Origin of the sequence: Gordonia phthalatica, from assembly GCF_001305675.1 — a bacterium.
GTDB lineage: Bacteria > Actinomycetota > Actinomycetes > Mycobacteriales > Mycobacteriaceae > Gordonia > Gordonia phthalatica.
This window is the reverse complement of record NZ_CP011853.1, coordinates 622333-643641: the sequence shown is the minus strand read 5'-3', so window position 1 is coordinate 643641 and position 21309 is coordinate 622333. Positions and strand designations below refer to the sequence as shown.

The window sequence follows — 21309 nt, the reverse complement described above, 5'->3', positions numbered from 1 at the left end:
GACCCGTTCGGCGAGATGGTCGACGCGGTGACGACCTCGATGCCCGCGGGGTCGTACGTCGGCAGCTGCGCACGGGCTTCGCGCAGCGTGAACCAGTCGGTCCTCGCCGGTCATCTGAATCGATTCCGGCCTGACAAAGAGTTTGATCACTTGACTTAACAATTGTGCTGAAACTCGGCGGACCTCCCACTCACCGGGAGACGCTCATCGTCCACGGACGTCACACGACGAAAAAGCGCCGACCGCCGCCGGGATCTCTCCCGGCGACGGTCGGCGCCGTGGTACTGCGGTGTCAGCCGATCGTCACGATCAGCCCGCCTCGCCCTCCGAGGTCTTGGTCAGCTCCACCGGAGCGTCGGGGACCGCGCGCGGACGCTCGGAACCGCTGAACGTGAACTTCGCGTCCTCGCCCACGCCTTCGCCGTCCCAGCCCTCGACGTCGATCAGGATGATCTGACCGGCCTTGATCTCCTCGAAGAGGATCTTCTCCGAGAGCTGGTCCTCGATCTCGCGCTGGATGGTGCGACGCAGAGGACGCGCGCCCAGCACCGGATCGAAGCCACGCTTGGCCAGCAGCAGCTTGGCCTTGTCGGTCAGCTCCAGATCCATGTCCTTGTTCTTCAGCTGCGCCTCCACGCGACCGATCATCAGGTCGACCATCTGGATGATCTCGTCCTGCGTCAGCTGATGGAACACGATGATGTCATCGATGCGGTTGAGGAACTCGGGGCGGAAGTGCTTCTTCAGCTCGTCGTTGACCTTCTGCTTCATCCGGTCGTAGTTGGAGCCGCGGCCGTCGTCCTTGCTGAAGCCCATGCCGACGGCCTTCGAGATGTCGGCGGTGCCCAGGTTGGACGTGAAGATCAAGACGGTGTTCTTGAAGTCCACCGTGCGACCCTGACCGTCGGTGAGGCGGCCGTCTTCGAGGACCTGCAACAGGGTGTTGTAGATCTCCGAGTGCGCCTTCTCGATCTCGTCGAACAGGACGACGGAGAACGGCTTGCGGCGGACCTTCTCGGTCAGCTGGCCGCCCTCGTCGTAGCCGACGTAGCCGGGAGGGGCACCGAACAGACGCGACGCGGTGAAGCGGTCGTGGAACTCGCCCATGTCGATCTGGATCAGGGCGTCGTCCTCGCCGAACAGGAAGTTGGCGAGCGCCTTGGACAGCTCGGTCTTACCGACGCCCGACGGGCCGGCGAAGATAAACGAGCCCGACGGACGCTTCGGGTCCTTGAGGCCCGCACGCGTACGACGGATCGCCCGCGACACGGCGGCGACGGCGTCCTTCTGCCCGATGATCCGCTTGTGGAGCTCGTCCTCCATGCGGAGCAGACGGGTGGTCTCCTCCTCGGTGAGCTTGAAGACCGGGATGCCGGTCCAGTTGCCCAGGACCTCGGCGATCTCCTCGTCGTTGACCTCGGCGACGACGTCGAGGTCGCCCGCACGCCACTGCTTCTCCCGCTCAGCCCGCTCGGCGACCAGCTGCTTCTCCTTGTCGCGGAGGCTGGCGGCCTTCTCGAAGTCCTGCGCGTCGATCGCCGACTCCTTCTCCTTGCGCGCGTCGGCGATGCGATCGTCGAACTCGCGCAGGTCTGGCGGGGCGGTCATGCGACGGATGCGCATGCGGGCGCCGGCCTCGTCGATGAGGTCGATGGCCTTGTCCGGCAGGAAGCGGTCGTTGATGTAGCGATCCGCGAGGGTCGCCGCCGCAGCGAGGGCTCCGTCGGTGATGGACACCTTGTGGTGCTGCTCGTAGCGGTCGCGCAGACCCTTGAGGATCTCGATGGTGTGCTCCACCGACGGCTCGCCGACCTGGACCGGCTGGAAACGACGCTCCAGCGCGGCATCCTTCTCGATGTACTTGCGGTACTCGTCGAGAGTGGTGGCGCCGATGGTCTGCAGCTCGCCGCGGGCCAGCTTCGGCTTCAGGATGCTGGCGGCGTCGATCGCGCCCTCGGCAGCGCCGGCACCGACCAGCTGGTGCAGCTCGTCGATGAACAGGATGATGTCGCCGCGAGTGTTGATCTCCTTGAGGACCTTCTTCAGGCGCTCCTCGAAGTCACCGCGGTAGCGGCTGCCCGCGACCAGCGAACCGAGGTCGAGGGTGTACAGCTGCTTGTCCTTGAGCGTCTCCGGGACGTTGCCCGCGACGATCGCCTGCGCCAGGCCTTCGACGACGGCGGTCTTGCCGACGCCGGGCTCGCCGATGAGGACCGGATTGTTCTTGGTGCGACGCGAGAGGACCTGCATGATCCGCTCGACCTCTTTCTCGCGCCCGATGACGGGGTCGAGTTTGCCCTCGCTCGCGGCGGTGGTGAGGTTACGACCGAACTGGTCCAGCACCAGCGACGTCGACGGGGTGCCCGACTCCGACGACCGCGCGCCGGTGCCCGCCTCGGCAGGCTCCTTGCCCTGGTAACCCGAGAGCAGCTGGATGACCTGCTGGCGGACCTTGTTCAGGTCGGCGCCCAGCTTCACCAGCACCTGCGCGGCGACGCCCTCACCCTCGCGGATCAGGCCGAGCAGGATGTGCTCGGTGCCGATGTAGTTGTGGCCCAGCTGCAGCGCCTCGCGGAGGCTCAGCTCCAGCACTTTCTTGGCACGCGGGGTGAAGGGGATGTGACCGGACGGCGCCTGCTGGCCCTGACCGATGATCTCCTCGACCTGACTGCGGACGGCCTCCAACGAGATGCCGAGTGATTCGAGTGCCTTGGCGGCGACACCTTCACCCTCGTGGATGAGACCCAGGAGGATGTGCTCGGTACCGATGTAGTTGTGGTTGAGCATCCGCGCTTCTTCCTGCGCCAGGACGACAACCCGGCGTGCGCGGTCGGTGAACCGTTCGAACATTGTTCTCCCTCTATTGCTTGCGCCCCGGCCGCTGTCACCTATGTGACGAACTTTGGCGACCAGCCCTGCCTCCACTGTAGTGGTCAGTGACGACAACGCTGCTTTTACGCCCAGCCTCAGGCGGGTGCTCTGGACTGCGACGGGGTTCTGTGGTTGATAACGTCGCGCTCAAGGCCGATGTTCCCGCCCTCGTACGCCCTGAGCGAACGGGCGTCAAGAGTGGAGATCGACCTCTCGAACCGCACCGGAAACGCACGTCTTCCAGCGGCTCGACACCCTACCGATGGTAGCGTGCGCCAGATCACAGCGCCGTCCGGGTCCGGGCCGACCGGGGTCGCGAACTCGCCTCCGAGCCGGGGTTCCGGAGGTATCCCGGACACGTGATTGACTGATCGCATGTCGCTGCGCGCACTCCTCGACCGCTTGCACCTCGGGATGCCCGCGGTCGCCGCGGCCGGATCCATCGCTCTGCTGGTGACCGCAGGCGTCGTCCTGTCCGGCACGCCGACCGTCGACGGCGATCCCTCCGCGCAGGGCGTCCTGCAGAATTACGCCGCCGAGCCCGCGGAGTCGTGGACGCTCGACGACACCGTGCTGCCTGGCGCGGGCGGTCAGGGAGCGGTCACCGTGGCGGCCACCGCCGGCAACGACTGGCTGATCTCGTACCCGGTCGGATTCAAACGCGAGTTCATGCTGGTCGACTCCCGCTCGGGGCGACCTCAGTGGGACGCGCCCGTCGACGCAGGCTTCGGCAGCTGCGGAATCACCGCTCGCGGCCAGATCGGCTGCGCGATCCGCCTCCAGATAGACGGCCCGAAGAACGGCTTCTACCTGGTCGACCGCTCGTCGGGCATCCCGACCCGCGCCGCGGACAGCGACGACACGTCGACGGTGATCGGCTTGGGTCCGAACTTCGTGCACGTCAATCAGTCGGGCTACCAGGTCAGCCTGCGCACCCCCTCGGGCACCACGATGTGGAGCCGCACCTTCGCCGGCGCCGCCAAGGTCAGTGCGGCGCACGACGCGCTGGTCGTCGCCACCTCGGACGGCGCGAGCTTCGTCGTCGACCCGGTCGACGGCGACGACCTCGTCTCCTGCAGCCAGTGCACCATCGACACCTTCAGCACCGGGATCGCCGCCGCTCGGACCGCGCCCGGATCGGAGTCGGTCACCTTCTACCCCGCCACCGATACCGGCGTCTCCGGCACGCCGTCGGGCACCGCCGAGCGATCGCGTCTGGTCCGTGGCCCGTCGACGTATCCCGTGATCGCACCCGCGGGCGAGGGCTCGGCGCTCGAAGCGGCGGGACGCTACGAGATCGTCGATCCGGCGACCGGCGAAGCACTCTGGCAGATAGGCGACCCGAACCTGTCGAAGTCCAATGCACGGCCGTGCGGCGCGGTGTTCTCGGTGGCGCGCAAGGATCGGTCACGGGTCTTCTTCGACCTGATCGACGGCGCTCGCCGCGGCTCCATGCCGCCCCCGGCCCTCGACGACCCGGACGCCGGCCTCGACGTCTCGACCTGCGTGGGCGCCTCCAACGAGATGGCCGTCTTCGCGAATCCGAATCAGTTGACCGCCTACAGCATCGATGCCGGAACGCAACTGTGGTCGCGTCCGATCTCCGGAACCGCTGAGATCGTCGACGGTCGGATCGTTCTCCGCCAGGGCAGCACCCTCACCGTGCTACGCCCGAACTAGTCCCGTCGCGGCCGGCACATCGAGTCGCACCACTTGTGTTTCCCGCACTTGGTCGCGACCGAGTGCGAGAAACAGAGGTGGTGCGACTCGCCGACAAGTGGTGCGGGACATTAGAAGGAGTAGGCGCCCAGGCGACCGACGGCGACGAACACCAGCAGCGCCAGCAGAACCGCGTTCATCACGACGCTCTGCCACTCGCTGCGCCGCACGTGGACGACGATCGCGCCGACCATCGTGATCGCCAACGCGATCGTCGCGATGCCGACCAGCGGGGTGGCGATTCCGAAGGCGCCGGGCAGGATCAGACCCGCTGCGCCGAGTACCTCGGCGACGCCGATGAAGGTGATCAGACCAGCCGGATAATTCTCCGCCCAGGCCATGCGCGGGTCGGCGAGGAACTGCTCCTTCGACTTGACCGCCTTCGCGGCACCGACCATCAGGAACAGGGCGGCCAGCACGCCGGCCACGATCCACAGTGCGATGTTCATCAGTTCTCCCTGTCTTTTACTTGAATTTTCATGTAACTCTAGAGCCAATGACATGAATGTTCAAGTGACGGCTAGTAGAGTGGTGGTCATGAACGTCGTCGAGCCGGACAGCATCCCCGAACCTCACTGGCTCACCGGCGACGAACTCGCGACGTGGCAGGCCCTGCACGTCATGATGAGCACCCTGCCGGCCGCCCTCACCGCGCAGTTGCAGCGCGACGCCGAGCTCAGCTTCCTGGAGTACTACGTGCTCGCCGCCCTGTCGGAGCAGCCCGATTATGCGATGCGCATGAGCCGCCTCGCCCTCCTGGCGAGCTCCGAGCTGTCTCGGCTGTCGCATCTGATCCGTCGCCTGGAGAAGCGTGGTCTGGTTCGCCGCGATCCCGACCCGACCGACGGCCGTTACACGATGGCCGTCCTCACCGCCGACGGGCTACAGACGGTCGGCGCGGCCGCACCCGGACACGTGGCGGAGGTGCGACGGTTGGTCTTCGACGGCCTGACCGACGACGAACGCGACGCCCTCCGCTCGGCGTGCACCAAGATGATTCAGCGACTGGCCCCCGACTGCGACCACTGAGACCCGGCGGAGGTCAGCGCGCGTCGTACTCCCCGCGCGCTTCGCTGACGGCGGGCACCTGTCCCTCGACGAGGTCGATCAACCCGCGCAGTTGCGGTGCCACCGCACGCCCCATGTCGGTCAGCGAGTACTCGACGCGCGGCGGGATGGCCTGCAGCATCTCGCGGTGCACGTAGCCGTCGCGCTCCAAGGATTGCAGGGTCACCGACAACATCCGCTCGCTGACGCCGTCCACCCGGCGACGGAGCGCGTTGAACCGCAACTCTCCGTCGAGCAGGGCCACCAGCGCGAGCAGACCCCAGCGACTCGTGACGTTCTGCAGAATCTCGCGCGACGAGCAGTTCCGCGAGAAGACGTCGGCCTCCAGGGTGGGGTCGACCTCATTCTCAGGCTGCGGCACTGCGGACATGCCGCCATCGTACGCGCCCGAACCGCATGTGCTGACGATCACCATTGCACATTACTTTTAGTAAGTGCATGATGTTTGGGAACCAAGAATCATCGACGAAGGGAAGACCGATGACGACCTATGCAGTGACCGGAGCAACCGGCGGCCTCGGCGGTGCCGCCGTGAACGCACTCATCGCGCGCGGCGTCGCACCGTCCGAGATCGTGGCAGTGGTCCGCGACGAGGCCAAGGCCGATGCGTTGAAGGCCGCGGGCGTGACCGTCCGCGTCGCCGACTACGGCGATCCCGCCGCGCTCGGCGCCGCCTTCGCCGGCGTCGACCGGCTACTCCTGGTGTCCGGCCCCGAGGTCGGCAGGCGCCTCCCCCAGCACACCAACGTGATCGAATCGGCGAAGGCCGCGGGCGTCGGTCTGCTCGCGTACACCAGCATCCTGCGCGCCGACAAGTCTCCGCTCGCCCTCGCCGAGGAGCACGTCGCCACCGAGAAGCTGTTGGCCGAGAGCGGCTTGACGACGGTGCTGCTGCGCAACGGCTGGTACTCGGAGAACTACACGCAGTCACTGGCCCCGGCACTGGAGTCGGGCGTCTTCGCCGGCAGCGCGGGCACCGGTGTCGTGGCACCCGCGGCTCGCGCCGACTACGCCGATGCTGCCGCAGCCGCCCTGCTGATCGACGAGCCCGCCGCCGTCTACGAGCTCGCCGGCGACGAGCACCTGACCTACGCCGACATCGCCGCGACGTTCGCGGCCGTCAGCGGCAAGCCGGTCGCCTACCAGGACCTGCCCGAGGCCGAGTACGCGAAGATCCTGGAGGGCGCAGGCGTCCCCGGACCGTTCGCCGCGATCCTCGCCGACTCCGATGCGGGCGTCGCCAACGGCGCTCTCGACTCCACCTCGTCGGCTCTCGCCGACCTGCGCGGCACGTCGAGTACCCCGTTCGCCGAGGTCGTCAAGGCTGCACTGGCGTAGTCCGGCAGGCGCTTGTGCCGTACTTCCGTCCCGCAACTCGGGACAGAAGTACGGCACAGGCGGTCGTGGACTACCTCCGCAGGAACGCCGCGAGCGCCGCCGAGTACATCGCGACGTCGTCGGCGCCCATCAACTCGCGAGCGCTGTGCATCGCGAGTTGGGGTGCGCCGACGTCGACGGTCAGCAGGCCGGTGCGGGTGGCGGTGAGCGGACCGATGGTCGAGCCGCACGGCAGGTCGGCGCGGTGAATGTACCGCTGCAGCGGCACCTGCGCGTCACGGCAGGCGAGTGCGAACTCCGCCTCGCCGATCGCATCGGACGCATAGCGCAGGTTCTGGTTCACCTTCAGCACCGGGCCGCCGTTGATCGCGATGCGGTGCGACGGCTCGTGCCGGTCCGGGTAGTTGGGGTGCGTCGCGTGCGCCATGTCGCCGGAGACGCAGATGCTGTCGGCCATCGCTCGCAGGAAGTCGTCTCGGCCGCCGCCGGTCGCGCCGACGATCCGTTCGCACACCGTCACCAGGAAATCCGACGACGCGCCGCGCTCGGATCCGGAGCCGACCTCCTCGTGGTCGAAGAGCGCCAGCATCGCGATGCTGCCCGACGGCTCCGCGTCGAGCAGCGCGCGCAGTCCGGCGTAACAGGTGCCCTGGTTGTCCAGGCGCGGTGCGCTGAGCAGATCCTGCTCGGCGCCGATGATGCGCGACGGCGCCACGTCGTGCGTCATGAGCTCCCAGCCCAGAACGGCGTCCGGATCGATGCCCGCGTGCTCCGCGACGAAGGCGAGCAGCGGCTGCGTCTCCCCCACCCCGCGGATCGCGTCGACGTGGTTTTGCGGATTCAGGCTCACGCCCTTGCGATCCTCGGACAGGTGGATCGCCAGCTGCGGGACGCGCAGGATCGGTTCGTCGATCTTCACGAGTGCGAAGTCGACGTTCCCGTCGGCGTCCGCGTAGGCCAGGCGCCCGGACAGGCCGAGGTCGCGGTCGAGCCAGGAGTTCAGCCAGGCGCCGCCGTACGGTTCCAGCGCGACGGTCGCCAGGCCGACACTGGTGCGGTCCGGGTTCTGCTTGACGCGCAGGTTGGGGCTGTCGGTGTGGCCGCCGACGATTCGGAAGCGCGGCCGCGGAGGCAGGGGGCTCGCACCGCGCCCCTCCGCATTCCACGCGATGATCGAGCCGCCGCGCACCACGTAGTGCCGACCGAGATCGGCGGCGGAGTCGGCCCAGGCGTCGGTCTCCGACAGCCGCGTGTATCCGGCGTCGTCGAGGATCCCCGCGACCGTGGCACAGACGTGAAACGGCGACGGCGAGGCGTCGATGAAGTCACCGAGCCCCGCCGCACTCGCCGACGTGTTCGCAGTCATCAGACGGACGCGAGGACCGTGTCCAGTGCCGAGTAGAACAGGCCGAGACCGTCGTCGCTGGGGCCGGTGAGCGCGCCGATGGCGTGCTCCGGGTGCGGCATCAGGCCGACGACACGACCGTTGGCGCTGGAGACGCCCGCGATCTCGAGCCTCGAGCCGTTGGGGTTGTCGCCCGCGTACGAGAAGACGATGCGTCCCTCACCCTTGAGCTCTTCGAGGGTCTCGTCGTCGGCGACGTAGCGACCCTCACCCGACTTGAGCGGGATCAGGATCTCGGCACCGACCTCGTAGCGCGAGGTCCACGCGGTGGTGTTCGACTCGACGCGCAGCCACTGGTCGCGGCACACGAAGTGCAGACCCTCGTTGCGGGTCAGGGCGCCGGGCAGCAGCCCCGCCTCGGCGAGGATCTGGAAGCCGTTGCAGATGCCGAGGACCGGCATGCCCCGCTCGGCCGCCGCGACCACTTCGCCCATGACGGGCGCGAACTTGGCGATGGCACCGCAGCGCAGGTAGTCGCCGTACGAGAACCCGCCGGGCACGACGACGGCGTCGACGCCCTTCAGGTCGGCGTCGCCGTGCCACAGGTTGACGGCTTCGCCGCCGGCCGCGGTGACGGCGCGGGCCGCGTCGATGTCGTCGAGCGTGCCGGGGAAGGTGATGACTCCGATACGTGCAGTCATGGCGTCCCTACTCCGCGACGCGCGAGACGTTGAAGTTCTCGATGACCGTGTTGGTCAGGAGTTCTTCGGCGATCCGCTCCAGGGTGGCGTCGTCGACCGAGCCGTCGACCTCCAACTCGAACCGCTTGCCCTGTCGGACGTCGGCGACGCCCTCGAATCCGAGACGCCCGAGCGCCCCGACGATGGCCTGTCCCTGCGGGTCCAGGATCTCCGCCTTGGGCATCACATCGACAACTACACGCGCCATTCGCCGCACTGCTCCTCACACCGATGGTGTCGAATGTCCACCCCGAGCGGGCCGGACGGTTTACGCGCCTACTCTACCTGCCGAACCGCAGGCGGCAGACATTCCCTGACCGAGACCTAGGCCGTGCCTAACCGAGGGCCGCCTCGATGGCCGAGACGACTTCCGGGGCGTCGGGCTCGGTGCGCGGACGGAAGCGGGCCGCGACGGTGCCGTCGGCGGCGACGAGGAACTTCTCGAAGTTCCACTGGATGTCGCCGGCCTCGCCGTTCGCGTCGGGCGTCTGCGTCAGTTCGGCGTACAGCGGGTGGCGGTCGTCGCCGTTCACGTCGGTCTTCTCCAGCAGCGGGAAGGTGACGCCGTAGGTGGTGGAACAGAAGGTGGCGATCTCCTCGGCGGTGCCGGGCTCCTGCCCCATGAACTGGTTGCACGGAACGCCGACGACGGTGAGGCCGCGGTCGCCGTAGTCCTTCTGCAGCTTCTCGAGCGCGGTGTACTGGGGAGTGAGGCCGCACTTGGACGCGACGTTCACCACGAGCAGCGGTCCGGTGAGGCCTGCGAGGGAGAACTCACCGCCGTCGAGAGCGCGGACAGGAATTTCTTTGATGTTGGCGTGACCCATGTCCCACAGGATAAGCGCCCGTGGGAGAAGTCACCACTTATTGCGTTGCGGCAATAGTTGCGTGGGCGTAACTTCTTTCAGGTGTCGAACTCTCCCACTTCCGTCGAGGCCTGCACCAGCGTTCTGGTGTCGTTCCTCGAACGGGTCGCGGCACGGGCCTCCTGCAGCACCGTCGATCGCGTCGCCTCCACGGACATGACCCTCTCGCAGCTCCGCATGCTGATGGTCCTGTTCCGCAGCGATCACGATCTGTCGGTGAACGAACTGGCCGAGGCCGTCGATCTGTCGCTCGCCGCGGCGGGTCGCGGTGCCGACCGACTGGTGGCGATCGACCTCGTCGTCCGACGCGAGGACGAGACCGACCGACGCGTGAAACGTCTGTCCCTGTCCGACCAGGGACGCGAGCTCATCCACAGCAAGTTCCGGATGCGCGACGAGGATCTGGCGAGCATCGTCGCCGAGATCCCCGGAGACGTCCGCGCCGACCTCCAGTCCGCTCTGAGCTCGGCTCTCGAGTCGATCTCCGACGCCCCGAAGTCCGCTCATCACTGACCCTTTCGAAAAAGGAATCCTCATGACCACCTCCCCACCGGGAGTCGCGAGCGACAAGCTCGACCGCCAAGTCTTCATCGTCGCGGGCGTCGTCGTCCTGGGTGCCATCATGTCGATCCTCGACGTCACCGTCGTCGCGGTCGCGCAGAACACCTTCATCGAGACCTTCAACACCTCGACGGCCGGCGCCGCCTGGTCGATGACCGGTTACACCCTGGCCCTGGCCGCGGTGATCCCGACGGCCAGCTGGGCCGCGTCGCGCTTCGGCACCAAGCGCGTCTACATGGCGTCGCTGGTCCTGTTCCTGATCGGCTCCGTCCTCTGCGCCCTCGCGTGGAACATCGGCTCCCTGGTCGCGTTCCGCGTGATCCAGGGCTTCGGCGGCGGTCTGCTCATGCCGATCGGCATGATGATCATGACCCGCGCGGCCGGCCCGGAGCGTGTCGGTTCGGTCATGGCCGTCCTCGGCATCCCCATGCTGCTCGGCCCCATCATGGGCCCGATCCTCGGCGGCTGGCTGATCGAGATCGCCTCGTGGCACTGGGTCTTCCTGATCAACGTCCCGATCGGCATCATCTCGCTGGTGTACGCGTTCTTCGCCCTGCCGGGCGGTGACGAGGAGCCGGGCAAGAAGATCGACGTCCTCGGCCTGCTCATGCTGTCCCCGGGCCTGGCACTGTTCCTGTTCGGTGTCTCGTCGAGCGCCGAGGAGCAGACCTTCAACGCGCCCCGCGTCTACATCCCGATGATCATCGGCGCCATCCTGATCGCCTCCTTCATCACGCACGCGCTGCGCAGCAGCAACCCGCTGATCGACCTGCGTCTGTTCCGCAACCCGACGCTCCGCACCGCGGTGATCACCATGTCGCTGTTCGCGATCGCCTTCTTCGGCGCCTCACTGCTGTACCCGCAGTACTTCATCGGCGTCCGCGGCGAGACGACCCTGACCGCAGGCCTGCTTCTGGCTCCCCAGGGCATCGGCGCCATGCTGACCATGCCGATCGCGGGCAAGATGACCGACAAGATCGGCCCCGGCAAGTTCGTCCTCGGCGGTCTGGTCCTGATCGCCATCGGCGTCTCGGCGTTCATCACGCTCGGCACCGACACCTCGTACTGGTTCCTGTGTGGCGCTCTGTTCGTCCAGGGTCTCGGCATGGGCATGACGATGATGCCGATCATGTCGGCCTCGCTCGCCACGCTGCGCGGCCACGAGATCGCCGACGGCTCCACCCTGATGAACGCGATCCAGCAGACTGCGTCGTCGATCGGCACCGCCGTCATCACGGTCATCTTCACCACGTCGCTGAGCCCACTGACTCGCGCCTTCATGCAGGCCGGGCAGGACCAGGACAAGGGTCTGGAAGTGATGAAGGACCAGGGCCTCATCACAGCGACGACGACGCCCGACCAGATCCCGGCCATCGCAGCACAGGCGAAGGGCACCGTCGCGGCCGACATGGCGTCGACCTTCGGCAACACGTTCATCGTCGCGACCGTCCTGGTGGTCCTGACGCTGGTCCCGGCCTTCTTCCTGCCGCGCAAGAAGATGGTCCTCGGTGGTGGAGCCGACGAGGAGACTCAGACGCCCGTCGTGATGCACTGACCGTCACCACACTGACGAATACGAAGCGCCCCGCAAGCTGCATGCTCGCGGGGCGCTTTCGTGTTCTTGCGTGCACACCCGACGTCAACTGCGAAGGAAGAAGGACTTCACTCGCTGGGCCCAGGTCGGAGGAGGCAACTCGGGCATGACTTCACACTTACCGTGCTCCGCCTCGTAGCTGTCGATGACTGCCGTCGCTTCCGGTGGCACCGGCTGTTTCATCGTCCGACTGGCCAACGCCAGGGTCAGTGCAGCCTGATAGCGGTCCCGCTCCGTCAGCACCCGCTGCCTCGAACCGTCCATGCTGACCTCCTCCGTACCCGACACGTTACCGCTCCTCCTGCCCCACGGGTTCACCGACGAGTCTCCTGGTCATCGCGGTGATCACGGTTCGTTCGGTCGTCGTCGCGAGGTCCGAGACGACCTAGACCCGCACGATCCCCCATCCGTCGCTCCGAACCAGCGGATCCGGCGAGTACGTCGCGTTCATCGCCCATTCGAACCGCACCCACCACTCGCGCCTGTTGTCGGCACGGCTCCGCTGATTGGGAGTGCTCACGACCCCCACTGTCGCGACAAGTCCCACGATCGGGGTCACCCATGCTTGTGCCGGCATGAGGCGAACGTAAAGCCACTCGGCTGGGTTTCACGCCCACGTCACGACATTGACCGCCCTCTGTGGACGAATCCCTCGAATTCCACAGATTCGGACGCTACCCGCTAAATCACTTGCACGCCTCGGCACCCCGGCAATACTGGACATCCGACCTCCGGCCGGATCCGTCCACCCGAAAGGACTCTGCCGCACGGCAGTTGATCGACGTGCTGATCACCATCACCACCACGCACCGCCCCGCCACCGACCTCGGTTACCTGCTCTACAAGCATCCCGAGCGCGTCCAACGCTTCGACCAGCCGTCGTGCACGGCGACGGTCTTCTACCCGGAGGCGACGGACGAACGGTGCACGGCGGCGCTGCTGCTGGAGGTGGATCCGCTGCGCCTGGCGAAGGCGCGCGGCCGCCGATCGCCGGACTTCGCGCTCGCGCAGTACGTGAACGACCGCCCCTACGCAGCCACTTCGATGCTCGCTTCGGCCCTGGCCGACGTCTTCCGGACGGCCCGCACCGGCCGTTGCGACTCCCGGCAGGAGCTCGCGGATTCACCGATCCCGCTGGAGATCTCGATCCCGGCACTCCCCTGCCGCGACGGCGCCGACGTCATCGACCGGGTCTTCGGACCGCTCGGCTGGACGGTGACCGCGGAGCCGATCCCGCTCGACGCCGCCTTCCCCGACTGGGGCGACAGCCGCTACTTCTCGGTGCGGCTGACCGGCGACATCCGCCTGGCCGACGCCCTGAACCAGCTGTACGTGCTGCTGCCGATGTTCGACATGTCGAAGCACTACTGGCAGAGCGCTGACGAGGTCGACAAGCTGCTCCGCGCCGGCGAGGGCTGGCTCGCCGCCCACCCCGAACGCGATCTGATCGCGAGCCGATACCTGGCGCGGACCAGCGGGCTCGACGCCGTCGCTCGGGCTCGCCTCGCCGAGCTCGACGACACCGTGGACCCCGACGAACCCGCGGAGCCCGCACCGGCACGACCGTCGCTGAACGTCGCTCGGCACGACGCCGTGCTCAGCGTGCTGAGAGGCCTGACGCCGTCGTCGGTGATCGACTTCGGCTGCGGTTCGGGGCAGCTGCTCTCCAAAGTGCTGCGCGACACCGGCATTCCGAAGGTCACAGGCTGCGACGTGTCGATGAGCGAGCTCCGCCGCGCACACGACCGCCTGCACGTCGACGACATGACCGAACGCCAGGCCGACCGCCTGGACCTGTTCCAGGCGGCGCTCACCTACGAGGACGACCGGTTCGCAGGATTCGACGCCGCCGTGCTCATGGAGGTGATCGAGCACGTCGACCCGCCGCGGCTCGGTGCCCTGGAACGCGTCGTCTTCGGCGCTGCCGCCCCGAAGACCGTCATCCTCACCACCCCCAACAGCGACTACAACACCCTGTACGAGGGTCTCGACGGGCTCCGGCACACCGATCACCGCTTCGAGTGGTCACGCGCGGAGTTCGCCGACTGGTCCGACCGCGTCGCCGCCGAACACGGCTACCACGTGACCCGGTCCGGCATCGGCGACGTCGACGACACCCTCGGCAGCCCGACCCAGATGGCGGTGTTCACCCGTGACTGACGACTCCACGCGATCCGTCCGCCCGGCCGAGCTCGGCGTGCCCGCAATGGGCCTGATCCTGCTGATCGGCACGTCCGGCAGCGGCAAGTCGACCTTCGCCGCCCGCCACTTCCTCCCAACGGAGGTGGTCTCCAGCGACGTCTGCCGCGGTCTGGTGTCCGACGACGAGAACGATCTCGCCGCCACCCCGGACGCCTTCGATCTGCTCCACCACCTGGTCGGGATCCGCCTGCGGCGCGGCCTGCTGACCGTCGTCGACGCGACGAACGTGCAGCCGAAGGCGCGGGCGTCGCTGCTCCGCCTCGCCCGCGATCACGACGTCCTCGTCGACGCGATCGTCCTCGACGTCCCCGAGTCGGTCGCGTCGTCGCGCAACGGCGTCCGCACCGACCGCAGCGTCTCGTCGGGCGTGGTGCATCGCCAGTACGCCGACCTGAAGCGGTCGCTCGGCAAGCTGCGACGCGAGGGCTTCCGCAAAGTCCACCACCTGCGCGGCGCGGACGCCGTCGACGCCGCGTCGATCCGCCGCGAACGCGCGTGGACCGACCGCGCGGACCTGACCGGACCGTTCGACGTGATCGGCGACGTCCACGGCTGCGCGAGCGAACTCGGCACGCTGCTGGCGAAACTCGGTTGGGTTCTCGAGTACGACGACGATCGCGTGGTCGGCGCCTCGCACCCCGAGGGCCGCACCGCGGTGTTCGTCGGCGACCTCGTCGACCGCGGCCCCGACACCCCGGGCGTCCTGCGGCTGGTGATGGGCATGGTCGCCGCAGGCACCGCACTCTGCGTCGCGGGCAACCACGACGACAAGCTGGGTCGTGCCCTGCGCGGCAAGCCGGTGACCGTCTCGCACGGTCTCGCCGAATCGCTCGCGCAGCTCGACGGCGAGACCAACGAGTTCCGGGCCGCGGCACGGGACTTCCTCGACGGGCTGCTCAGCCACTACGTCCTCGACGAGGGCCGCCTGGTGGTGGCGCACGCCGGTTTGAAGGAGGCCTACCACGGTCGCGCGTCGAAGCGGGTTCGCGCGTTCGCGCTCTACGGCGACACCTCCGGGGAGACCGACGAGTTCGGCTTCCCGGACCGCTACCCGTGGGCCGACGACTACCGGGGGTCGGCGACCGTCGTCTACGGCCACACGCCGGTGACCGTTCCGGAGTGGATCAACAACACCGTCTGCATCGACACCGGTGCGGTCTTCGGAGGTTCGCTGACCGCGCTCCGGTATCCCGAGCGCGACTTCGTCGCCGTTCCGGCGGAGCGCGAGTGGTACGCGCCGACGCGGCCGGTCGAGCCGCCGCAGCCGGTCCGCGAGTCCGCAGTCCTGCGCTGGGACGACGTGACCGGCACCCGCTGGATCGACAGTCCGCACGCGGGACGGGTGAAGATCCCGGAGGAGAACGCGGCCGCGGCGATGGAGGTGATGAGCCGGTTCGCGGTGGATCCGCGCTGGTTGGTGTACCTGCCGCCGACCATGTCGCCGACGTCCACGTCGTCGCGGGACCGCTTCCTGGAGCACCCCGAGCAGGCCTTCGACGACTACGCGGCGTGGGGCGTGGAGCGGGTGGTGTGCGAGCGCAAGCACATGGGCTCGCGAGCGATCGCGGTCCTGTGCCGCGACGCCGACGTCGCGCGAACCCGCTTCGGCGTCGACGACGGTTCCGCCGGCATCGTCTACACGCGGACGGGGCGGTCGTTCTTCAGCGATCAGACGGAGCTGGTCGACGGCCTCCGCCGCGCGGTCGTGCCGCTGATGGACTCGCTCGACAGCGACTGGCTGGTCCTGGACTGCGAGCTCCTACCGTGGTCGGCGAAGGCGCTGCCGCTGATCCGGTCGCAGTACGCGTCGGTCGGTGCGGCCGCCCGCACCGCACTGCCCGCGGCTCGGGAACTCCTCGCCGCCGCCGCGGCGCGCGGTCTCGACGTCTCCGACCTCGCCGAGCGCACGCAGCGACGCGACGAGCACGCGCGCGCCTTCCGCGACGCGTACGCCGCTTACTGCGAGGCTCCGGACGCGCCGATCCGCGTGGCGCCGTTCCACATCCTCGCGACCGAGGGTCGGCTGCTCGCGACGCAGCAGCCGCACCCCTGGCACCTGGAGCAGCTGGCACGGCTCGACGATCCGCTGATCGTCCGGACCGAGCACCGCGTGGTCGACCTGTCGTCGGAGAGCGATCGCGCAGCGGCCGCCGACTGGTGGTCGGAGCTGACCGCGGCGGGCGGCGAGGGCATGGTGGTGAAGCCCGCCGACCTGTCGTCTCCGCGCTTGCAGCCGGGCTTGAAGGTCCGCGGCCGCGAGTACCTGCGGATCATCTACGGCCCGGACTACACGGATTCGCTCGACCGACTGCGATCGCGCAGTCTGAAGCGCAAGCGCAGCATGGCGATCCGTGAGCACGGCCTCGGCCTCGACGCCCTCGCCGGGTTCGTCGACCGTCGGCCGCTCTGGGAGATCCACCAGTCGGTGTTCGCGGTGCTGGCGATGGAGTCCGAGCCGGTGGATCCGCGGCTGTAGCGGACAAGCCCAGCCCGCGGCGGTCTCGATGTGGTCGTCGCTCCGCTCCTCCCGTATTCGACCAGCAGACACGACGTCGCTCTCCCGGTCGAGCCCCGCTCCCTCAGTCGCGCAGCGCCGTCGTCCGCGCCAGCCAGTCGTCGATCACCAGGTCGGCGACGCGTTGGTCCGGGCGCATGTTGCGAGTGATCTCGAATCCGCGGATCAATGCCATGAGGGATTCGAAGGCGAGGACCGAGTCCTTCGGGTCGGAGATCCCGGAGTGCTCGTTGAAGACGGTGCGGATCTTCTCTCCGAGGCGGCGTTCCGCGGGGAGCAGTGCCTCGCGCAGCTGCGGGTCCGTGCGGGACGCCGTCCACAGCTCCAGAGCCGCTTGGAACGGCGGGCCGGTCATCGCCTCGCGCAGCGCGGTCACCATGTCGCGCAGCGCATCCGGACCGTCACCGAGTCCGGCGATCATGCCGTCGACGTCCGCCATCCGCACGTCGGCGATGTGGTGGATGGCCGCGACCAGGAGTTCGGTCTTCGATCCGAAATGGTGGAGGAGGGCGCCGCGCGAGACGCCCGCCTCCTCCTGGATCCGCTGGGTGGTGGTGCCGGAGTGCCCGAACTCGACGAGGCACCGCATCGTCGCGTCGAGCAGCACCTGATGGGTCCGCTCACGCTGCTGCTTCCTCGACATCCCGGCCACGACAGTGAGCCTAGGCGAGCCGGAACGACGTCGTCAGCGAGGTCGTCGACTCAGTCCCTCGCCGCGTCTCGCGCATCGAGTTAGCGGCGCATCGCGTCGATCTCGTCCTCGGTCGGCAGGTCGCCGCCGCCGTCAGGCATGAAGCGTCCGGTGTCACGCCACTCCACCGCCGCACCGAAGCCGTACTTCTGCGCGAAGTCGACGAACCAGCGCCCCTCGGGCGAGTGCCGGGTGATGCCGTCGAAGAGGACCGCCATGCTCTGCGTGCTCTGCAGTCCCATGTTGTCGTACGCCTGGTTGATCATCATCTTCTGCATGACGAGCTGGTTGGTCGGGACGCCGGACATCCGCTGCACCAGATGGTCGACCGCGGCGTCGAGTTCCGCCTCGGGGACCGCATCGATCACGAGGCCCCAGTCCTTGGCCTGAACGCCGTCGATGGTGTCGCCGGTCAGGAGCATCCGCTTGGCCTTCTCGGCGCCGAGCCGATACACCCACATCGCGGTGGTCGGGCAACCCCAGATACGGGCGGGCATGTAGCCGATCTTCGCGTCGTCGGCCATGACGACGAGGTCGCACGAGAGCGCGATGTCGCTGCCGCCGGCGACCGCGTAGCCGTGCACCTTGGCGATGGTCGACGAATGGTGCCCATCACATTTTCACAGTCCGTATGGACTGTCAATGAATCGCCCGGGCTCGAGATACAGCAGAAACGCCCCGCAGGCCGAGGCCTTCGGGGCGTTCCTTCCGTCTCCGCGCGAGCTCGCGCAGAATCTTGTCGTTCAATCGGGCCTGGCGCCCGGTACGACGACACTATTCCGTCAGCGCGCCCGCCTTCTCCAGGATCCACGACAGCTCGAAGGCCGTCTCCTCCCACTGCTTGTAGCGGCCGGAGACACCGCCGTGGCCGGCGGACATCTCGGTCTTCAGCAGGATCGGGTTGTCGGAGGTGGTGCACTCCTGCAGTCGCGCGACCCATTTCGCCGCCTCGACGAAGAGCACGCGGGTGTCGTGCAGCGAGTTCTCGGCGAGGATCGACGGGTACGCCTTCGCCCCCACGTTCTCGTAGGGCGTGTACGACTTCATGTAGGCGTAGACCTCGGGATCATGCAGCGGATCGCCCCACTCGTCCCACTCGATCACCGTCAGCGGCAGCGACGGGTCAAGAATCGAGTTCAGCGCGTCCACGAACGGGACCGCGGCGAGGACACCGTTGAACAGCTCGGGCGCCAGGTTCACCACGGCGCCCATCAGCAGGCCGCCGGCACTGCCGCCCTCGGCGACCAGATGCTCCGGAGACGTCCAGCCGGTGTCGATGAGATGCCGCGCCACGTCGACGAAGTCGGTGAAGGTGTTCTTCTTGGTGAGCGTCTTGCCGTTCTCGTACCAGAGTCGACCCATCTCGCCGCCGCCGCGGATGTGCGCGAAGGCCATCACCATGCCGCGGTCGAGCATCGACAGTCTGGCCACCGAGAACCCCGGATCCAGGCAGGTCTCGTACGAGCCGTACCCGTACAGCAACATCGGCGACGGCGTCGTGAGGTCCAGATCCCGACGGAACACCAGCGACACCGGGATCCGCGTGCCGTCGGCCGCGGTCGCCCACTCGCGGACGGCCGTGTAGTCGGAGGGGTCGTACCCGCCGAGAACCGGCTGCCTGCGCAGCAGGGTCCGTTCGCCGGTCGCGACGTCCAGATCGAGGATCTCGGAGGGGTCCACGTAACTGCCGTAGCCGATGCGCAGCTTCGGGGTCTCCCACTCGGCGTTGGCACCGAGGCCCGCGGAACGGAGTTCCTGGTCGAAGGTCACCTCGACGAAGTCGTCGGCGGTCGGCAGGCCGTCGATGCTCCGCAGATCGGCGATCGCCAACCGAGGCAGGGCGGCCTCCCGGTACGACAGCACCAGGTAGTCGCGGAAGCAGTCGACGTCCTCCAGCCGTCGTCCCGGCTGATGCGGGATCAGCTCGCGGCGAGCGCCGAAGTCGTCGACGGGAACCAGGTCGACGGCGAAGTCGACGGCACCGCGGTCGTTGTGGACGAGGACGAACCAGTCCTGATCTGCGATGCGCGCGTGCTCCACGGAGTACTCCACGCCGTCGGTGCGGCCGGCGACGCTGACGAACTCGCCGGTCGGGTCGTCGGCCCGCAGGACGTAGGCCTCCGACGTGATCTTCGATCCGACGCCGATGACCAGGTACTCATCACTCTGCGTGGTGCCGATCCCGACCCAGTAGCGCTCGTCGGGCTCGTGGAAGACCTGCACGTCTGGTTCGGCCGAGCCCACCTCGTGCCGCCAGACGCTGTCGGGTCGCCAGGCGTCGTCGACCGTCTGATAGAAGACGTACTTCGCGTCGAGCGACCAGGTGGCGCCGGCCGAGATGTTCTCGATCGTGTCGGGCAGCAGTTCGCCGGTCACCAGGTTCTTGATGCGCAGCGTGTACCGCTCATCGCCCTTGACGTCGACGCTGTACGCCAGCCAGTCGCCGTCGTGGCTCACCGACAGTGCACCGAGGCTGAAGAAGTCGTGTCCTTCGGCCTCGGCGTTGGCGTCGAAGAAGACCTGTTCGCCGGGGAGGTCGACGCCGGGCGTCACCTCGGGCGGCGTCCAGTCGTCGTCCGAGCGGATCGGACTGCGCGACCGCACGCCGTAGGCCAGGCCCTCGGTGGTGCGGGTGAAGTACCAGAACCGACCGCTGCGGGTCGGGACGCTCATGTCGGTCTCTTGGACGCGCGACTTGATCTCGCCGAAGATGTCGCTGCGGAGCGACGCCAGGTGCGCGGTCTGCTCCTCGACGAAGGCGTTCTGTCCCTCCAGGTAGGCGGTGACCTCGGGATCGTCCTTGTCGCGCAGCCACTCGTACTGGTCGACGAAGACGTCGCCGTGGTGCTCGCGCGGGGCCGGGACCTTCTTGGCGACCGGTGGGGTCACCGGAGACTCGGCGGCCGTCACGCGTCGGGCCAGTCGTCGAACTTCAGCTGCGAGATCCGCTCGTAGGCCTCGATATAGCGGGCGCGGGTCTGCTCGACGATCTCGGCGGGCAGGGCCGGCGGCTGCTGCTCGGACTTACGATCCCAGCCGGAGTCGGGGCCGGTGAGCCAGTTGCGGACGATCTGCTTGTCAAAACTCGGCTGCACCTCGCCGGGCCGGTAGGTGGCGGCGTCCCAGTAGCGCGACGAGTCTGGCGTGAGGACCTCGTCGGCGAGGATCAGCGAGCCGTCTGCGGCCTGCCCGAACTCGAACTTGGTGTCGGCCAGGATGATCCCGCGCTCGGCGGCGAGGTCGGAGCCGCGCCCGTAGATGTCGAGGGTGGCATCGCGCAGGGCGGTCGCCAACTCCACGCCGACCTCCGCCGCAACGTGATCGAAGCTGACGTTCTCGTCATGATCACCGACGGCGGCCTTCGTCGCCGGGGTGAAGATCGGCTCGGGCAGCTTGTCGGCCTCGCCGAGACCGGCGGGCAGTTCCACGCCGCACACCGAGCCGGTGGCGTTGTAGTCGATGAGGCCGGAGCCGGTCAGGTAGCCGCGGGCCACGCACTCCACCTGCACCATCGGCAGCTTCTTGACGACCATCGAGCGACCGACCAGACCGGCCGGGATGCGCTCGTCGTCGGGTCCGCCGTCGAGGTGGTTGGGGACGCCGAGGTGGTCGAACCAGAAGAAGCTGGCCGCCGTGAGGATGCGGCCCTTGTCGCGGATCGGGGTGTCGAGGATGAAGTCGTACGCCGAGATGCGGTCGGACGTCACCAGCAGGAGGGTGGCGTCATCGACCTCGTAGATGTCGCGGACCTTGCCGGAGGCGATGTGCCGGTAGCTGGACAGATCAGGTCGCATTGCTG

The 21309-nt window shown here is 68.0% G+C and carries 20 protein-coding genes; 7 read left to right on the top strand and 13 right to left on the bottom strand.

Annotated elements, in window-relative coordinates:
* Positions 1-309: 309 nt before the first annotated feature.
* Positions 310-2850: an ATP-dependent Clp protease ATP-binding subunit gene (locus tag ACH46_RS02980; protein ID WP_062391611.1), complete on the bottom strand. Its 2541-nt coding sequence runs from the start codon at positions 2848-2850 to the stop codon at positions 310-312.
* 384 nt (positions 2851-3234) lie between these two features.
* Here ACH46_RS02980 and ACH46_RS02975 point away from each other — a divergent pair, with 384 nt between their 5' ends.
* Positions 3235-4551, top strand: coding sequence for a PQQ-binding-like beta-propeller repeat protein (locus ACH46_RS02975; RefSeq protein WP_226995743.1), 1317 nt, complete (start codon positions 3235-3237; stop codon positions 4549-4551).
* A gap of 110 nt (positions 4552-4661) precedes the next feature.
* On the opposite strand, the gene ACH46_RS02970 is transcribed toward ACH46_RS02975, so the two are convergent.
* Positions 4662-5039 (bottom strand): DoxX family protein, encoded by a 378-nt coding sequence (locus ACH46_RS02970; RefSeq protein ID WP_062391609.1) that lies wholly within the window; start codon positions 5037-5039, stop codon positions 4662-4664.
* Positions 5040-5127: 88 nt separating this feature from the next.
* Here ACH46_RS02970 and ACH46_RS02965 point away from each other — a divergent pair, with 88 nt between their 5' ends.
* A complete protein-coding gene (locus tag ACH46_RS02965) occupies positions 5128-5619 on the top strand; it encodes a MarR family winged helix-turn-helix transcriptional regulator (protein ID WP_062394906.1) in 492 nt (163 codons plus the stop codon).
* 13 nt (positions 5620-5632) lie between these two features.
* On the opposite strand, the gene ACH46_RS02960 is transcribed toward ACH46_RS02965, so the two are convergent.
* Entirely contained in the window at positions 5633-6028 is a 396-nt protein-coding gene (locus ACH46_RS02960) for a winged helix-turn-helix transcriptional regulator (RefSeq protein ID WP_062394904.1), read from the bottom strand.
* A gap of 110 nt (positions 6029-6138) precedes the next feature.
* Here ACH46_RS02960 and ACH46_RS02955 point away from each other — a divergent pair, with 110 nt between their 5' ends.
* The gene (locus tag ACH46_RS02955) at positions 6139-6996 is read left to right on the top strand and encodes an NmrA family NAD(P)-binding protein (RefSeq protein ID WP_062391608.1); all 858 of its coding nucleotides are present in this window, start codon (positions 6139-6141) and stop codon (positions 6994-6996) included.
* A gap of 70 nt (positions 6997-7066) precedes the next feature.
* Here the strand turns inward: ACH46_RS02955 and ACH46_RS02950 are convergent, their stop codons facing one another.
* The 4 genes from ACH46_RS02950 to ACH46_RS02935 form a co-directional block, all read right to left on the bottom strand.
* Positions 7067-8362 (bottom strand): M18 family aminopeptidase, encoded by a 1296-nt coding sequence (locus ACH46_RS02950; RefSeq protein WP_062391607.1) that lies wholly within the window; start codon positions 8360-8362, stop codon positions 7067-7069.
* Positions 8362-9042, bottom strand: a complete 681-nt coding sequence (gene purQ / locus ACH46_RS02945) for a phosphoribosylformylglycinamidine synthase subunit PurQ (protein WP_062391606.1) — start codon at positions 9040-9042, stop codon at positions 8362-8364. Before purQ ends, ACH46_RS02950 begins: the two co-directional genes overlap by 1 nt.
* 7 nt (positions 9043-9049) lie before the next feature.
* On the bottom strand, positions 9050-9289 hold the full coding sequence (gene purS, locus ACH46_RS02940; protein WP_062391605.1) for a phosphoribosylformylglycinamidine synthase subunit PurS: 240 nt from the start codon (positions 9287-9289) through the stop codon (positions 9050-9052).
* 127 nt (positions 9290-9416) lie between these two features.
* Positions 9417-9908: a glutathione peroxidase gene (locus tag ACH46_RS02935; protein WP_062391604.1), complete on the bottom strand. Its 492-nt coding sequence runs from the start codon at positions 9906-9908 to the stop codon at positions 9417-9419.
* 81 nt (positions 9909-9989) lie between these two features.
* On the opposite strand from ACH46_RS02935, the gene ACH46_RS02930 reads away from it, so the two are divergent.
* Together ACH46_RS02930 and ACH46_RS02925 are read left to right on the top strand one after the other, a co-directional pair.
* The gene (locus ACH46_RS02930) at positions 9990-10460 is read left to right on the top strand and encodes a MarR family winged helix-turn-helix transcriptional regulator (RefSeq protein ID WP_062391603.1); all 471 of its coding nucleotides are present in this window, start codon (positions 9990-9992) and stop codon (positions 10458-10460) included.
* Between the two features lie 22 nt (positions 10461-10482).
* Positions 10483-12063 carry a DHA2 family efflux MFS transporter permease subunit gene (locus tag ACH46_RS02925; RefSeq protein WP_062391602.1) on the top strand — a complete coding sequence of 527 codons (1581 nt, stop codon included), beginning with the start codon at positions 10483-10485 and terminating at the stop codon, positions 12061-12063.
* 84 nt (positions 12064-12147) lie between these two features.
* Here the strand turns inward: ACH46_RS02925 and ACH46_RS02920 are convergent, their stop codons facing one another.
* Together ACH46_RS02920 and ACH46_RS21810 are read right to left on the bottom strand one after the other, a co-directional pair.
* Entirely contained in the window at positions 12148-12366 is a 219-nt protein-coding gene (locus ACH46_RS02920) for a hypothetical protein (RefSeq protein ID WP_157850989.1), read from the bottom strand.
* Positions 12367-12487: 121 nt separating this feature from the next.
* Complete coding sequence (locus tag ACH46_RS21810) at positions 12488-12622, bottom strand: hypothetical protein (protein ID WP_257720449.1); 135 nt, start codon at positions 12620-12622, stop codon at positions 12488-12490.
* Positions 12623-12885: 263 nt separating this feature from the next.
* Here ACH46_RS21810 and ACH46_RS02915 point away from each other — a divergent pair, with 263 nt between their 5' ends.
* Positions 12886-14262: a 3' terminal RNA ribose 2'-O-methyltransferase Hen1 gene (locus ACH46_RS02915; protein WP_062394902.1), complete on the top strand. Its 1377-nt coding sequence runs from the start codon at positions 12886-12888 to the stop codon at positions 14260-14262.
* Positions 14263-14308: 46 nt separating this feature from the next.
* Positions 14309-16780 (top strand): polynucleotide kinase-phosphatase, encoded by a 2472-nt coding sequence (locus tag ACH46_RS02910; protein WP_062394900.1) that lies wholly within the window; start codon positions 14309-14311, stop codon positions 16778-16780.
* Positions 16781-16883: 103 nt separating this feature from the next.
* Here the strand turns inward: ACH46_RS02910 and ACH46_RS02905 are convergent, their stop codons facing one another.
* The 4 genes from ACH46_RS02905 to ACH46_RS02890 form a co-directional block, all read right to left on the bottom strand.
* Positions 16884-17462 (bottom strand): TetR/AcrR family transcriptional regulator, encoded by a 579-nt coding sequence (locus ACH46_RS02905; RefSeq protein ID WP_226995843.1) that lies wholly within the window; start codon positions 17460-17462, stop codon positions 16884-16886.
* Positions 17463-17551: 89 nt separating this feature from the next.
* On the bottom strand, positions 17552-18094 hold the full coding sequence (locus ACH46_RS02900; protein WP_236995112.1) for a crotonase/enoyl-CoA hydratase family protein: 543 nt from the start codon (positions 18092-18094) through the stop codon (positions 17552-17554).
* A gap of 190 nt (positions 18095-18284) precedes the next feature.
* Positions 18285-20432: a S9 family peptidase gene (locus tag ACH46_RS02895; RefSeq protein ID WP_120298686.1), complete on the bottom strand. Its 2148-nt coding sequence runs from the start codon at positions 20430-20432 to the stop codon at positions 18285-18287.
* Complete coding sequence (locus ACH46_RS02890) at positions 20417-21304, bottom strand: phosphoribosylaminoimidazolesuccinocarboxamide synthase (protein ID WP_062391599.1); 888 nt, start codon at positions 21302-21304, stop codon at positions 20417-20419. The genes ACH46_RS02895 and ACH46_RS02890 overlap by 16 nt, the downstream gene beginning before the upstream one ends.
* Between the last annotated feature and the right edge of the window lie 5 nt (positions 21305-21309).